We start from the raw sequence: 15,477 nt of genomic DNA, 5'->3' as shown, positions 1-15,477 counted from the left end.
ATATGAATTATCGCATCGACTTAGCTGTTCTTTCTGAACAAAAAAATAACTGCCGATTTGGCCTTACGGTACATAACTTAAGTGACCTCGACGTAAAAGATTGGTCTCTGCATTTTGCCTTTGACCGATTCATCCTTCCTGAAAGTCTATCGCAAGGTGAACTGACTCAAGTTGGAAGCTATTGCTCGTTCAAACCAAGTTCACCAGTGTTAAAGGCCAACAACCATTACTACCTTGAATTCAGTATTCAAAGTGCACCATTCCGCTTCTATTCTGATGGCCTTAATGATGCCTTTATCCAATCACATCATGATGGAGAAACATCGGTACTGCCTGTCGCGATATCACCGATTGTTTTGGCTTCACCATATCGTGAACGCAATCAAATACCTGAAGTTAACGCTGCTGAAATTGCATTGATTCCTCAGCCAAATCAGCTCGAACTTCAGCTAGGTAGCTTCGCACTAAGCTGCGAATGCGAAATTGAGGTTCAATCTCACCTTGCTGATAAGGCGGTATCTTGGCTGCAACAAGAATTACTTTCTACTTTTGAGCTATCTCTTTCAAACGCGCTTCCAACAGAAGAAGGCGATGACATTCTATTTCGCAGCAATCCAACATTAGACGAAGCCGAATACAAACTCACCGTCACAGCACAACAGATAATGGTTGAATCAGGTAGCCAGTCTGGGTTTACACACGCCGTGGCAAGTCTGATTCAATTGGTTCAACAACTGGATGCCGAAACTTTTTCTATTCCATGCTGCAAAATCGCCGATCACCCCCGCTTTAAGTATCGCGGCATGATGTTGGATTGCGCGCGTCACTTCCATTCAGTAGAGCAAGTGAAGCGCTTAATCAATCAACTGGCGTACTACAAATTCAACGTTTTTCATTGGCACCTAACCGATGATGAAGGTTGGAGAATTGAGATCAAGAGCCTGCCTCAACTGACTGAAATCGGTGCGTGGCGTGGTCCTGAACATGCATTAGAGCCGCAATACACACACCTTGCTGAAAACTATGGTGGCTTCTACACGCAACAACAGATTCGCGAAGTCATTGAATACGCAGAGCAGCGTAGCATCACGGTTATTCCTGAGATTGACATCCCAGGACATTGCCGCGCTGCAATAAAGTCACTGCCTGACATGCTAGTTGAGCAAGCCGACACGACTCAATACAAGAGTATTCAGCACTACAATGACAACGTACTAAACCCAGGTTTACCGGGTACTTACCAATTTCTAGATGCCGTCATTGAAGAAGTGGCAGAACTCTTCCCTAGCGAATTAATTCACATGGGCGCAGACGAAGTACCACCCGGAGTGTGGAGCAACAGCCCTGCAGCTCAAGCACTAATGAAAGAGCACCAGTACCAAGACAGTAAAGACTTGCAAGGTCACCTATTCCGCTACGCCGAAAACAAACTCAAGCAACTCAGCAAGCGCATGGTGGGTTGGGAAGAAGCACAACACGGCGACAAGGTCAGTAAAGAGACCATCATCTACTCATGGCTCAGCGAAGAAGCGGCTGTGAACTGTGCGCGCCAAGGCTTTGATGTGGTTCTGCAACCTGCACAATTTACCTACCTCGACATGACCCAAGATTATGCACCGGAAGAACCGGGCGTCGATTGGGCTGCCGTTATCCCATTAGAACAAGCTTATACCTACGAAGCACTTGCTGAGATATCCGACACCGACCCAATTCGTAAACGGATTCGCGGAATTCAGTGTGCTCTATGGTGTGAGATCGTCACCAACCAAAAGCGTATGGATTACATGGTATTCCCAAGAATTAGCGCTTTAGCTGAAGGATGTTGGACACATAAAAACAACCGAAACTGGCTAGATTACCTATCTCGCCTAAAAGGGCATCTGCCATTACTCGACAGACTCAATGTTGATTATCGCAACCCTTGGAAAGCTGAATAAAACAAAACCAAAGCGACACTCACATCGAGCGGTTGCTGACTCAAATTAAGGTGCTCAGTCAGGTACGACTTAGCATCATTATTTAAAAATTAGCTGCATAGATGCAGTTTGTTAAAAAGGAAATGACAATGAAATACGGCTATTTCGATAACGACAACCGCGAATACGTCATCACTCGCCCTGATGTACCAGCACCTTGGACAAACTACCTAGGTACTGAAAAGTTTTGTACCGTGATTTCGCACAATGCAGGCGGCTACTCGTTCTACAATTCTCCGGAATACAACCGTGTTACTAAATTCCGTCCAAACGGCACCTTCGACCGTCCTGGACACTATGTTTACCTGCGTGATGATGAGACGGGTGATTACTGGTCTATCTCTTGGCAGCCAGTGGCAAAAAGCCTAGATGAAGCGAACTACGAAGTTCGTCACGGCCTGTCATACTCAAAGTTCAAATGTGAATACAGCGGTATTACCGCAACTAAAACGCTATTCGTTCCTAAGGGTGAAGATGCAGAAGTTTGGGACGTTGTACTAAAGAACAACACTGACAAGCCACGTACTATCAGTACTTTCTCGTTTGTTGAGTTCTCTTTCAGCCACATCCAATCAGATAACCAGAACCATCAGATGTCTTTGTACTCTGCGGGCACGTCTTACCAAGAAGGTGTTCTGGAATACGACCTGTACTACAACACTAACGACTTTGAAGGCTTCTACTACCTAGCTTCAACTTTCTCACCAGACAGCTACGATGGACAACGTGACAACTTCCTTGGCATGTACCGTGATGAAGCGAACCCAATTGCGGTTGAGAACGGTAAATGTTCTAACAGCGCTCAAACCTGTTACAACCACTGTGGCTCTCTGCACAAGCAATTTACGATTCAGCCGGGTGAAGAAGTTCGCTTTGCTTACGTGCTAGGTATCGGTAAAGGCAACGGTGAGCGCCTACGTGAGAAGTACCAAAACACAGCCAACGTAGATGCCGCTTTCCAAGGCATCAAAGATCACTGGGACGAGCGTTGCAACAAATTCCAAGTTAAGTCTCCAAACGAAGGCTTAGACACCATGATCAACACATGGACGCTATACCAAGCGGAAACCTGTGTTGTGTGGTCGCGCTTTGCATCCTTCATTGAAGTGGGTGGTCGTACAGGTCTTGGTTACCGTGATACTGCGCAAGATGCGATCTCAGTGCCTCATGCCAACCCACAAATGACCAAGAAACGTATTATCGATCTGCTTCGCGGCCAAGTGAAAGCCGGCTACGGTCTACACTTATTCGATCCAGACTGGTTTGATCCAGAGAAAGCAGACGTTGAGCCTTCAAAATCGCCAACGGTTGTTCCAACGCCGTCTGATGACGACAAGATCCACGGCATTGAAGATACCTGTTCTGATGATCACCTATGGATCGTTCCGACCATTATCAAATACGTAATGGAAACCGGTGAGCACGACTTCTTTGACGAAGTGATCCCATACGCAGACGGTGGCGAAGCGACAGTTTACGAACACATGAAAGCGGCACTGAACTTTTCTGCAGAATACGTGGGGCAAACAGGTATCTGTAAGGGCCTTCGTGCAGACTGGAATGACTGTTTGAACCTTGGTGGCGGTGAATCTTCAATGGTTTCATTCCTGCACTTCTGGGCTCTACAAGAATTCCTAGACCTAGCTAAGTTCCGCAATAACGATGCTGACGTTGCTAAATACACAGAAATGGCCGCGAACGTACGTGAAGCCTGTGAAACACACCTATGGGATGACGAAGGTGGCTGGTACATCCGTGGTCTAACAAAAAATGGCGACAAGATCGGTACCGCTCAACAAGCTGAAGGTCGTGTACACCTTGAGTCAAACACGCTAGCGGTTCTATCTGGCGCGGTTTCTCAAGAGCGTGGCGAGAAAGCGATGGACGCTGTTGATGAGAACCTATTCTCTGAATACGGCTTGCACCTAAATTCTCCTTCATTCGCAACACCAAACGATGATATCGGCTTTGTGACTCGCGTTTATCAAGGCGTAAAAGAGAATGGCGCAATCTTCTCTCACCCGAACCCATGGGCTTGGGTAGCAGAAGCGAAGCTAGGTCGTGGTGATCGTGCTATGAAGTTCTACGATGCACTCAACCCGTACAACCAAAACGACATGATTGAAACACGCTACGCAGAACCATACTCGTACGTGCAGTTCATCATGGGTAAAGATCACCAAGACCACGGCCGTGCAAACCACCCTTGGTTAACAGGTACCTCTGGTTGGGCTTACTTTGCGGTAACCAACTTCATTCTTGGTGTTCGCACAGGCTTTGAAGGCTTAACGGTTGATCCTTGTATCCCGACTGATTGGCCGGAATTTGAGGTTACTCGTCAATGGCGCGGCGCGACTTACAACATCACGGTGCAAAACCCAAATGCAGTCAGCAAAGGCGTTGCCTCTATCACTATCAATGGTGAGTCAGTTGAAGGCGCTATCCCAGTCCAAGCAGAAGGCAGCGTGAACGATGTTGTCGTTGTTCTAGGCTAGTCACGCAATTTAACGAACAGCTCTGGTCTCAAGTCTTTACAGGCTTGAGACCATGAGACTAAAAGGATTTTCTAATGATTAAATTTGGTACAGGTGGCTGGCGCGCTTTCATTGGTGAAGAGTTCACCAGAGACAATGTTCGCTTGGTGGCACAAGCACTCGCTAACATCATCAATAATGAAAATGCAGCCAAGAATGGATTCGTTATTGGGTACGACAGACGTTTCCTTTCAGATAAAGCGGCATGCTGGTTTGCAGAAGTACTTGCAGCGAACAACATCAAAGTAAGCTTCATTGATAAGTTCGTTCCAACACCTATCGTGATGTTCCAAGCAAAAGAGATGGGATGCACCTACTCGGCGTGTATTACCGCTTCTCACAACCCTGCGGACTATAACGGCATCAAGGTGTTCATTGAAGGTGGACGCGATGCTGACGAGATCATCACAGAGAAGATCGAACAGCAAATCGCAACACTGACCAACGAAGATGTTATACGAGTCGATTTCGAACAAGCGTTAAACGACAAAGAAATCGAGATCATCAACCCGATGAACGACTTTGTTGATTCGATCATTAACTTCATCGATATCGAGTCGATCAAAAAAGCCAATCTACGCGTGCTGATTGACCCAATGTTTGGCGTAGCGAAAAATGCTCTACAGACAGTGCTGATCAACGGTCGTTGTGATGTCGACGTCATCAACGATGGCAAAAACCCAGATTTTGGTGGCTTGATGCCATCACCAAATGCCGCAACGCTCTATCGCTTGAAGCACTTAGTTGCAGCAGAAGGCTATGACATTGGTATTGGTACTGATGGCGATGCCGATCGTCTGGGCATTATTGATGAGAAAGGTCACTTCATTCACCCTAACGAAGTGCTACTCCTACTTTACTACTACTTACTGGAATACAAAGGCTGGAAGGGCTCAGTCGTTCGTAACATCGCCACCACGCATCTACTCGACAAAGTAGCGGCGGATCATGGCGAGAAGAGCTTTGAGGTTCCTGTAGGCTTTAAGCATATCAGTTCTCAAATGGAAGCAGATGACTCACTGATTGGTGGTGAAAGTTCGGGTGGTTTAACCATACGTGGCCACATCAAAGGTAAAGATGGCGTATTTGCTTCAAGCTTACTGGTTGAGATGATCAGCGTGACAGGTAAAAAACTGTCTGAACTGCTTGATGAAATCTACTCGAAGTATGGCTATGCCTATACGGCAGAAGGCGATTGCAAGTTTAAACCTTCAGAGAAGGAAGCGCTCTACACCAAGATTTACGTAGAGAAACAACTGCCTGAATTTGAATACGAAATTGAAAAAGTTAGCTATGAAGATGGTGCCAAAGTGTACTTCAAGAATGGCGGCTGGGTGATCGCTCGCTTCTCAGGAACAGAGCCATTACTGCGAATCTTCGCAGAAATGGAAGATAAAGACACTGCAGAACGTGTTCTTCAAAAAGTGAAAGACTTCCTCTCTCTATAGACTTATAGAGTGCAGCAGTTTTGAATGGGACTTAACAAACCACTGCCTTGTTAAAGCCTATAGGTGAAGAACTCTTGCCCAGTACTCTGTATCAAAGTACTGGGCTTTTTTACGAATGCATTTTACTTTTCGGCAAAACGATACTTACTGCGTATCATTAAAACGCCAATACACCTTTGGTATCTACTTTGACGGTGACTGGCATACCAACACCTAGAGCCTCAGAAGACGTTGCTAACAGTTTCTGACCGTTAGCTTCAATCACATAACGACAGTGGTCGCCCATAAATTGTTGTTCCAACACTGACAGGTTACTGTCGACATCATGACTCGCCACTATATGCTGTGGTCTTAGTAACAACGCACATTCCGCTCCCACTTCGATTTGAGTTTGTGCTTTCGCCTCTATCAGACCCAAGCTCGTTTCAAATTCATTATCTGAAATACGCTGTGCATTCAAGTAGCTACCACCACCTAAGAAATCAGCAACAAACTTACTCGATGGGTGGAAGTACAACTCAGATGCTGAACCATATTGCTCAATCACACCATGGTTCATTACCGCCATTTTATCTGAAAAAGCGAATGCTTCTTCACGGCTGTGCGTTACAAAAATAGCAGTAACACCCTGCTTTTTAAATATTTTACGAATCTGAGAGATCAACTCATGGCGAACTTGAGTATCAATATTTGAGAAGGGTTCATCCAATAATAATAAGTCTGGCTTGTACGCTAAAGAACGAGCAATCGCTACGCGCTGCTGTTGACCACCAGAAAGTTGATGTGGGTATCGGTCACCGAACTCATCTAAGTGAACCAGCTCCAACATCTCTTGAACTTTCTCTTTCTTTTGCTGCTCAGAGAGCCCTTTGAGGCCAAAGCAGATATTCTGATTTACCGTCAAGTGCGGAAACAGAGCGTAATCTTGAAAGATCATTCCGATGTTTCGCTGTTCAGGTGGTAGCCAATTGTCTCCATCGTCGATGGTTTGACAGTTCAAGCTCATGACACCACTACTCAATGGAAGTAGGCCGGCAATCGCTTTAAGCAGCGTAGTCTTACCGCAACCACTAGCACCAAGCAGACAAACAATTTCACCATGCTCAACTTCTAAAGAAAGCGCTTCCAAAATGGTTTGCGACTCATACTTACAAGTCAGATCTTTAATTGATAATGCACAACTCATTAGTGTTTCTGCTCCAAGGAACGGTTTACGATAATCAGAGGAATTAAACCTACCAACACCAATAATACAGCAGGCATTGCCGCCAACTCTAGGTGCTCATCTGAGGCATAGTTATAAACATAAGTCGCCAATGTTTCGAAATTGAAAGGGCGTAGCAGTAATGCCGCATTTAACTCTTTCATTGATTCGATAAACACCAATAATCCGGCGATCAATGCGCCTCGCTTAATCAAAGGCAAATGAACTCGACGTAACATCTGATTGGTATTGCAGCCCATTGTTTTAGAAGCCATATCTAATGAAGGAGATACTTTACTCAAGCTACTTTCAATGCTGCCAATTGCAACCGCTGAAAAACGCACGACCATGGCAAAGATAAGTGCAAACATAGAACCAGAGAAGATCAAACCTGGCCCTGTCCATTCCATCACTTTTGCAATGTCATTGACCAAGTGATCCATAAACAACACGGGAACCATTACACCAATAGCTAACACGGTGCCTGGAACGGCATAGCCCATTGAAGCGATACGCATATAAGCCTGATTTTTCTTACTTGGGCTAACACGTTGATTGAAGTTCACAATCAAAGCAATAACGACACTAATAATTGCAGCAACTACCGAAACATAAAGGCTGTTAACGGCATATTCTCTGAATTCAGGGGTCCAACTTTGAGCAAAATATTTGTAGGCATAAATCATTAACTGGGCAAGAGGGAACAAGAATGCGACACACACTAACCCCCAGCACCAAAACAATGCTAACCACTTCTTCCAACCAGAAAGGTCGTAACGAAAATCTTCACGGCTACTGAATTGATTCTGGAATAATTTCTGTTTGCGACGACTGTATCGCTCTGAACTCAGCAGTAGGATCACGATAACCAGCATAATCGCCGATATTTTCGCAGCAGCCGTTAAGCTTGAGTAACCTAACCAAGTGTCGTAAACCGCAGTCGTTAAGGTATTGACTGCAAAGTAACTCACGGTACCAAAGTCGCCAATGGTTTCCATTGCAACCAGCGATAGACCGACCGCCATTGATGGGCGAACAAGCGGTAATGAAATACGACGAAAGCTTTCCCAAGGTGAACACTTAAGCAACCGTGCGGATTGCAATAAGGAGACGTTTTGCTCCATAAACGCTGCGCGGCATAGCAGATAAACATAGGGGTAGAGAACAAGTGACAGGACAATAATAGCACCGGACAAGGTTCTAATGTCTGGGAACCAGTACTCTCCGGGCCCCCACCCTGTTAACTCTCGTAACAGGATTTGAACCGGACCAGCAAAATCAAACCAATCGGTAAAGATATACCCGACAATATAACCTGGCATTGCTAATGGCAGTACTAGCGCCCACTGCAAAACCCGCTCTCCTGGAACACGGCACATTGCCATAATCCAAGCCGACGGAATACCAAAAGCCAAAGACAGGAATAAGGTTCCTATGACTAAAACCACCGTATTATAAGTATAGGTGGGCATTACTGTGGACATAAGATGAGAAAATAGCTCATCTGTTTCTCCAACAGCAGTCGTAAAGATCGCTAAAATCGGTAAAACCAGCAATACAGCAATGATGCAGCTACTGGTGTTCCATAAATAATTCTTTTCTTTCATCGCCTAACTACAACGAGGCTTAATGAAACACAAATGCATTTGCAAATACATCTCATATCCTTTTAATGGGGGGTTATTTATACCCATATACTGTAATGACTTCAAGGTGAGATGCTCATAACTCTGGGGATTAACGGGGAGCTTTGTATCAAAAAGTGATTTTCCAAAACAAAACAGCCCCAAGTTACCGAAATGGCGACTTGAGGCTGTCATTTTACTTGGGCCGAAGCCTACAGTAAAAAATTATAGATCGAACTTAACTTCGTCTAGTAACTTGATTGCAGCTGCGTGGTGGTCAGCAATCTGGTCTAGAGAAATTGTATCAGCTTTGAATTCACCCCAAGAAGCAACAAGCTCTGAAGGTTTAACATCAGCTTTAACTGGGTATTCGTAGTTCACTTCTGCGTACATGCCTTGCGCCACGTCACCAGATAGGAATTCCATTAGCTTAACCGCGTTCTCTTTATTTGGAGAGAATTTAGCCATTGCCATACCAGAGATATTTACGTGAGTACCTGTTGTCTCTTGGTTAGGGAAGTTAAGGTAAACAGCGTCAGCCCAAGCTTTTTGCTCTTTATCGTTAACCATCTTACCTAGGTAGTAGCTGTTACCAAGAGAAACGTCACATAGACCTTCTTTGATCGCTTTAACTTGTGCACGGTCATTACCTTGAGGCTTACGTGCTAGGTTTGCTTTTACGCCTTCTAGCCATTCTTTCGTTTCAGCTTCACCTTTGTGAGCAATCATCGAAGATACTAGAGAAACGTTGTATGGGTGCTTACCGCTACGTGTACAGATTTTACCTTTGAATTCTGGCTTAGCTAGATCAGCGTAAGTGAAATCTTCACCTAGACGACCAACACGGTCACGAGAAGAGTAAACGCTACGTGTACGAGTTGTTAGAGCGAACCACTCGTTAGCTGTGTCTTGGTACTGAGCTGGAATATTCTTTTCTAGAACATCACTTTCTACAGCTTGAACTAAACCTTTTTCAGTTAGCTCAGATAGACGGCTGATATCAACAGTTAATACCACATCTGCTGGGCTGTATTCGCCCTCTTGAGCTAGCTTCTCTGCTAAACCTTTCTTAGCAAACTTAACATTCACCTCGATGCCTGTCTCTTTTGTGAACTCATCAAACATAGGTTCAACAAGGAAAGGTTGACGGTAAGAGTATACGTTTACTTCTTCAGCAGCGATTGCAGCCGTTGGTGCGATTGCGCTACATGCTAGAGCTGAAAGAGTTAGCAATTTTTTCATTGGTAAAGTCCTTTATATCGAAATGATAATCTATATCAGTTGCGTTATTATATTTATTAAAATATTAATTTCAATGATAGAGCACAAAAAAACCTGCTCATGAGAGCAGGTTTCAAGTGGGTAATGTGTAAATATTTGTAAATTATGGATTAATACATAATGTTCTATTTTACAGACACAAACTCTGGATAAGCGCCAACACCACAATCGTGCATGTCCATACCTTCAAGTTCTTCGTCTTCAGTTACTCGGATACCGATTGTTGCTTTAAGCACTGCCCATACAGCTAGACTAGCACCGAATACCCATGCAAAGATTACTGCTGCACCCAGTAATTGAGCACCAAACGTTGCATCAGCATTGCTTAGTGGCACAGCCATTAGACCGAAGAAACCACACACACCGTGTACCGAGATAGCACCTACTGGATCATCAATCTTAACTTTGTCTAAAGCAATGATACTGAATACAACCAAGGCACCAGATACCGAACCAATCGCTACAGCAAATAGAGGTGATGGTGATAGAGGGTCTGCAGTGATTGCTACTAGGCCAGCTAACGCGCCGTTAAGAATCATTGTTAGGTCTGCTTTACCCCAAGTTGTTTTGCATACTAGTAGTGCTGCAATCGCACCTGCTGCTGCTGCTGCGTTGGTGTTAAGGAAGATTTGACCTACTGCTGTTGCGTTCTCAAAATCCGAAACCATTAGTTGAGAACCGCCGTTGAAACCGAACCAACCAAACCAAAGGATAAATGTACCTAGCGTTGCCAGTGGCATATTTGAACCTGGAATCGGGTAGATTTCACCGTTCTTACCATATTTACCTTTACGAGCACCCAGTAGAAGCACACCCGCTAAGGCTGCTGAAGCACCAGCCATATGTACGATACCTGAACCAGCAAAGTCACTGAAGCCGGCTTCTGATAGGAAACCACCGCCCCAAGTCCAGTAACCTTCCATTGGGTAAATAAATGCAGTTAGAACCACAGAGAAAATCAGGAATGACCAAAGTTTCATTCGCTCAGCAACCGCGCCAGATACCACAGACATTGCTGTTGCAACGAAAACTACTTGGAAGAAGAAGTCTGATTCTAATGAGTGGTCTGCACCTTCACCTTGAGTACCAATCAGAGTACCAAATGACGGTAACCAGCCACCTTCGCCGTTATCGACATACATAATGTTGTAACCAACGACTAAGAAAGTCGTACAAGCAATCGCGTACAAACAAATGTTCTTAGTTAAAATTTCTGTGGTGTTCTTCGAACGAACAAGGCCAGCTTCTAACATCGCGAAGCCTGCAGCCATCCACATTACCAACGCACCTGAAATGAGGAAGAAAAAAGTGTCTAGTGCGTAACGTAGTTCCGTTACTGTTGTTGTAAGTTCCATATTAAAGTCTCCAGTCCTTGTAATTCTTTAAAGTGCTTCAGCATCCATTTCACCGGTACGAATTCGTACGGCTTGGCTTAGGTCATACACAAAAATTTTGCCATCGCCGATTTTTCCGGTGTGTGCCGCTTGGCTAATCGCTTCAACAACTCGGTCAACATTTTCAGCTTGGGTTGCAATCTCTAGCTTTACCTTTGGTAGGAAGTCCACCTGGTACTCTGCACCACGATACAATTCAGTGTGCCCCTTCTGACGACCAAAGCCTTTCACTTCAGAAACCGTCATACCTTCAATACCCACATCAGAGAGCGCTTCGCGTACATCGTCTAATTTGAATGGCTTAACAATGGCATTTATTAATTTCATATTCTTTCCTTAAATTCTTCACTTAATCCGTTAATACTCTTATTACAATCCAAGTAGCGTGCCAAAAACCTAAGTGCTTGATTTTAAATAAAATAGAAATTATACTGTTTTAGAAACGAAAAAGGCCGCACCAATATGGTGCGGCCTTTTCACTATCTTAATGCGTTGCACTGTCGTTGCTCTAGTTTTGGGCAACGAAACTTTCACGATGGAAAATCATTAGCAACTAGTAACCTAAAAAATCAATCCAACGTTCGATGAGCAACTCGAAATCGTCAATTCCGCAGCTTGCTTCGCTTTCACAATTATAGAAGTCGAACTCACTGCCCTCTTCCATCTCTTGTTCGTGCCCTAGCACATTTTCTTGAATCGTTACGTCGTCTTCATTGATCGCTAGGCTGATCTCTTTGCCTAGTAGCGTCACTTCATTACTCAGATCTTGTCGAGATTGCTCAATCAACGCCATCACATGATCCAGTTTCTGCTTATCTTTCCCGATCTCTTCTTGAAGCCAGCGGCCAACAATTTCATGACCCATGCTGCACTTTACATAGTACTCGCCCATTAAAGTGTTTCGTGTAAATTCAAATTCCATAGAGGCTCCGCGCACTAATGACAGATAGGGTAAAAAATGAGGCGAGAGTATATAGCGAAGTCATCAAGAGATCGAGTCGCTCGTAAACTAACATTCAGACATAAAAAAACGCCTACCGAAGTAGACGCTCTATCATTTGGGTTCCTCTAAATAGTTGGAGTTGCAGCTAGGCGACAAGTACGTTCATCCCTATGAGCATAGAAGCTCTATGTGACTAGGGCGGCCGGCGCTCCGGTGGACTTACGCAGTCAACAACGCTGCAGCTACAAATATAACGAGGAACTAAGCTGGTTCTTGGAAGATAACTGTGTCTGCTTTTTCCGTGTACTGACCCATTTTATGGAAGTTCAGGTAACGGTATGTATCAGCAGCCGTTGCATTAATCTTCTCAGCGTACTCTAAGTACTCTTCTTTCGTTGGGATACGACCTAGAATCGCACCAACAGCAGAAAGTTCAGCAGAAGCTAGATAAACGTTCGCTCCATTACCTAAACGGTTCGGGAAGTTACGAGTAGACGTAGACATAACCGTCGAAGCATCAGCAACACGAGCTTGGTTACCCATACATAATGAACAACCCGGAGTTTCAATACGAACCCCAGCACGACCGAAGATGCCGTAGTAGCCTTCTTCTGTCAGTTGGTCTTTATCCATCTTAGTTGGCGGAGCAACCCATAGGCGAGTATTTAAAGAGCCATTAAACTCTTCTAGCATCTTACCTGCAGCTCGGAAGTGACCGATGTTGGTCATACAAGAGCCGATGAACACTTCTTGAATCTCAGTGCCTTGAACATCAGAAAGAAGACGAGCATCATCTGGATCGTTTGGTGCACATAGGATTGGCTGATCGATGTCAGCAAGGTCGATCTCGATAACGTGCGCGTATTCCGCATCTGAATCAGCAGACAGCAACTCAGGGTTCGCTACCCACTCTTCCATTGCCGTAATACGACGCTCAATCGTACGAACATCACCGTAACCTTCAGCAATCATCCACTTAAGCATAACGATATTCGAGTTCAGGTACTCATCAATAGACTCTTGAGAGAGCTTAACAGTACAACCTGCAGCCGAACGTTCAGCTGATGCATCAGAAAGCTCAAATGCTTGCTCAACAGATAGGTGTTCAACACCTTCAATTTCTAGTACACGACCAGAGAACTCATTGATCTTTCCTGCTTTCTCTACCGTTAGTAGACCTTGCTTGATGCCGTAAAGCGGAATGGCATGTACTAGGTCACGTAGTGTGATACCCGGTTGCATTTCGCCTTTAAAGCGAACCAAGATAGATTCAGGCATATCAAGAGGCATAACGCCTGTTGCCGCCGCAAATGCGACTAAGCCAGAACCCGCAGGGAATGAAATACCTAGAGGGAAACGAGTATGTGAGTCACCGCCTGTACCTACGGTATCAGGAAGAAGCATACGGTTTAACCAAGAGTGAATAACACCATCACCCGGGCGAAGTGAAACACCTGCACGGTTCATGATGAAATCAGGCAGTGTATGGTGAGTGTTTACATCAACTGGTTTCGGGTATGCCGATGTGTGACAGAAAGACTGCATTACAAGGTCTGCTGAGAAACCAAGACACGCCAGATCTTTAAGTTCATCACGCGTCATAGGACCCGTAGTATCTTGAGATCCTACCGTTGTCATTTTAGGTTCGCAGTACTGACCAGCACGTACACCTTCAACGCCACACGCTTTACCTACCATCTTCTGAGCTAACGTGTAGCCTTTATCAGAAGCAGAAGGATCGATTGGTTTAGCAAACAGATCGGTTTCAGCTAGGCCTAGGGCATCACGAGCACGACCAGTTAGGCCACGACCAATGATCAGTGGAATACGGCCACCAGCACGCACTTCATCAAGAAGTACTTTGCTTAGCTCAAAGTTTGAAATCACAGAACCGTTCTTGTGAACAACACCTTCGTACGGGTAGATATCAATGACATCGCCCATGTTCATGTCTTGTACGTTCAGTTCAATGGGTAGTGCGCCTGAATCTTCCATTGTGTTGTAGAAGATCGGTGCAATTTTACCACCAAGACAAACACCGCCAGTACGCTTGTTTGGTACGAATGGGATATCTTCACCCATGAACCAAAGTACTGAGTTTGTTGCCGATTTACGTGAAGAACCTGTACCAACAACATCACCAACGTAAGCCAGTGGAATGCCGTCTTTTTGCATTTCTTCAATTTGATTGATTGGACCAACGCTACCCTGTTCATCAGGAGTAATGCCATCACGTTCCATCTTCAGCATCGCTTTCGCGTGCACTGGGATATCAGGACGTGACCAAGCATCAGGTGCTGGTGATAAGTCATCAGTGTTAGTTTCACCGGTAACTTTAAATACTTTAACGGTGATCTTTTCCGCTACTTTGTTTTTCGCTGTAAACCATTCAGCATCAGCCCAAGATTGAAGTACTTGTTGTGCTGAAGCATTACCTGCTTTCGCTTTATCTTCTACATCGTAAAACGCATCGAACATCAGTAGAGTATGAGACAGGGCTTTAACTGCAATTGGAGCAAGCTCAGCATCGTCTAGCAGAGACACTAGAGACTCGATGTTGTAACCACCTTGCATAGTACCAAGCAGTTGTGCAGCTTTTGCTTTGCTTACTAGTGGAGAAGTCACTTCACCTTTAGTGATAGCCGTAAGAAAGCCCGCTTTTACGTAAGCAGCTTCATCGACACCCGGTGGAATGCGGTTTTCTAGTAGGTCAAGAATGATTTCTTCTTCACCTTGAGGTGGATTCTTCAGAAGTTCAACTAGGCCAGCGACTTGCTCAGCATCTAGTGGTCTTGGGACAACTCCCTCGGCAGCACGTTCTTCGACGTGTTTACGGTAGGCTTCAAGCACGACTTTTTTCCTCTCATTGCGGTTCACTTCTTACCTTCATAATTGTTAGTAAAATAAAGAAGTGAACATCCTTGGAAACTTGGCTCTCCATTGCCATTTTTGTCATTCAATTTGTATTGATGAGCGGCGTCTTAGAGGCCAAACTGTGGGCGGTAGAATAGCAAATTTAACGTTAAATTAAAATCTTATCATTTTGACCAACATAGCAAGTTAAGACGAAAG

General features: G+C 44.8%; 10 protein-coding genes. 3 read left to right on the top strand and 7 right to left on the bottom strand.

All coding sequences use genetic code 11. From position 1 onward, the window contains the following. Nucleotides 1–2 precede the first annotated feature (2 nt). From OCV44_RS03060 to OCV44_RS03050, 3 genes are all read left to right on the top strand, one after another. Complete coding sequence (locus OCV44_RS03060; protein WP_139685606.1) at nucleotides 3–1,937, top strand: beta-N-acetylhexosaminidase; 1,935 nt, start codon at nucleotides 3–5, stop codon at nucleotides 1,935–1,937. Nucleotides 1,938–2,065: 128 nt separating this feature from the next. Beyond that, on the top strand, nucleotides 2,066–4,471 hold the full coding sequence (locus tag OCV44_RS03055; protein ID WP_123322592.1) for a GH36-type glycosyl hydrolase domain-containing protein: 2,406 nt from the start codon (nucleotides 2,066–2,068) through the stop codon (nucleotides 4,469–4,471). A gap of 74 nt (nucleotides 4,472–4,545) precedes the next feature. Beyond that, nucleotides 4,546–5,958, top strand: a complete 1,413-nt coding sequence (locus OCV44_RS03050) for a phosphoglucomutase/phosphomannomutase family protein (protein ID WP_139685607.1) — start codon at nucleotides 4,546–4,548, stop codon at nucleotides 5,956–5,958. A 157-nt stretch (nucleotides 5,959–6,115) separates the two neighbouring features. Here OCV44_RS03050 and OCV44_RS03045 read toward each other — a convergent pair whose 3' ends face one another. The 7 genes from OCV44_RS03045 to acnB all read right to left on the bottom strand — a co-directional run bounded on the left by OCV44_RS03045 (nucleotide 6,116) and on the right by acnB (nucleotide 15,255). After that, nucleotides 6,116–7,144: an ABC transporter ATP-binding protein gene (locus OCV44_RS03045; RefSeq protein ID WP_139685608.1), complete on the bottom strand. Its 1,029-nt coding sequence runs from the start codon at nucleotides 7,142–7,144 to the stop codon at nucleotides 6,116–6,118. Next, a complete protein-coding gene (locus tag OCV44_RS03040; RefSeq protein ID WP_139685609.1) occupies nucleotides 7,144–8,769 on the bottom strand; it encodes an ABC transporter permease in 1,626 nt (541 codons plus the stop codon). Before OCV44_RS03040 ends, OCV44_RS03045 begins: the two co-directional genes overlap by 1 nt. Before the next feature lie 243 nt (nucleotides 8,770–9,012). Further along, nucleotides 9,013–10,029: a Fe(3+) ABC transporter substrate-binding protein gene (locus OCV44_RS03035; protein ID WP_012604721.1), complete on the bottom strand. Its 1,017-nt coding sequence runs from the start codon at nucleotides 10,027–10,029 to the stop codon at nucleotides 9,013–9,015. A 164-nt stretch (nucleotides 10,030–10,193) separates the two neighbouring features. Next, entirely contained in the window at nucleotides 10,194–11,423 is a 1,230-nt protein-coding gene (locus tag OCV44_RS03030; protein ID WP_139685610.1) for an ammonium transporter, read from the bottom strand. A 27-nt stretch (nucleotides 11,424–11,450) separates the two neighbouring features. Continuing rightward, entirely contained in the window at nucleotides 11,451–11,789 is a 339-nt protein-coding gene (glnK, locus tag OCV44_RS03025; RefSeq protein WP_004738200.1) for a P-II family nitrogen regulator, read from the bottom strand. Nucleotides 11,790–12,015: 226 nt separating this feature from the next. Further along, a complete protein-coding gene (locus tag OCV44_RS03020) occupies nucleotides 12,016–12,384 on the bottom strand; it encodes a YacL family protein (RefSeq protein WP_029223087.1) in 369 nt (122 codons plus the stop codon). Between the two features lie 282 nt (nucleotides 12,385–12,666). After that, nucleotides 12,667–15,255 carry a bifunctional aconitate hydratase 2/2-methylisocitrate dehydratase gene (gene acnB, locus OCV44_RS03015; RefSeq protein WP_139685611.1) on the bottom strand — a complete coding sequence of 863 codons (2,589 nt, stop codon included), beginning with the start codon at nucleotides 15,253–15,255 and terminating at the stop codon, nucleotides 12,667–12,669. Nucleotides 15,256–15,477 lie beyond the last annotated feature (222 nt).

It is taken from the genome of Vibrio tasmaniensis, from assembly GCF_024347635.1.
Lineage (GTDB): Bacteria > Pseudomonadota > Gammaproteobacteria > Enterobacterales > Vibrionaceae > Vibrio > Vibrio tasmaniensis.
The sequence above is the reverse complement of the archived record's forward strand: the minus strand, read 5'-3'. Positions and strand labels throughout refer to the sequence as shown.

Bases quoted from the DNA above. Each gene is read 5' to 3' on its own strand.
- OCV44_RS03035 (WP_012604721.1), bottom strand. From the start codon at position 10,029: ATGAAAAAATTGCTAACTCTTTCAGCTCTAGCATGTAGCGCAATCGCA.
- OCV44_RS03040 (WP_139685609.1), bottom strand. From the start codon at position 8,769: ATGAAAGAAAAGAATTATTTATGGAACACCAGTAGCTGCATCATTGCT.
- OCV44_RS03055 (WP_123322592.1), top strand. From the start codon at position 2,066: ATGAAATACGGCTATTTCGATAACGACAACCGCGAATACGTCATCACT.
- OCV44_RS03050 (WP_139685607.1), top strand. From the start codon at position 4,546: ATGATTAAATTTGGTACAGGTGGCTGGCGCGCTTTCATTGGTGAAGAG.
- OCV44_RS03020 (WP_029223087.1), bottom strand. From the start codon at position 12,384: ATGGAATTTGAATTTACACGAAACACTTTAATGGGCGAGTACTATGTA.
- OCV44_RS03030 (WP_139685610.1), bottom strand. From the start codon at position 11,423: ATGGAACTTACAACAACAGTAACGGAACTACGTTACGCACTAGACACT.
- OCV44_RS03060 (WP_139685606.1), top strand. From the start codon at position 3: ATGAATTATCGCATCGACTTAGCTGTTCTTTCTGAACAAAAAAATAAC.
- OCV44_RS03045 (WP_139685608.1), bottom strand. From the start codon at position 7,144: ATGAGTTGTGCATTATCAATTAAAGATCTGACTTGTAAGTATGAGTCG.
- glnK (WP_004738200.1), bottom strand. From the start codon at position 11,789: ATGAAATTAATAAATGCCATTGTTAAGCCATTCAAATTAGACGATGTA.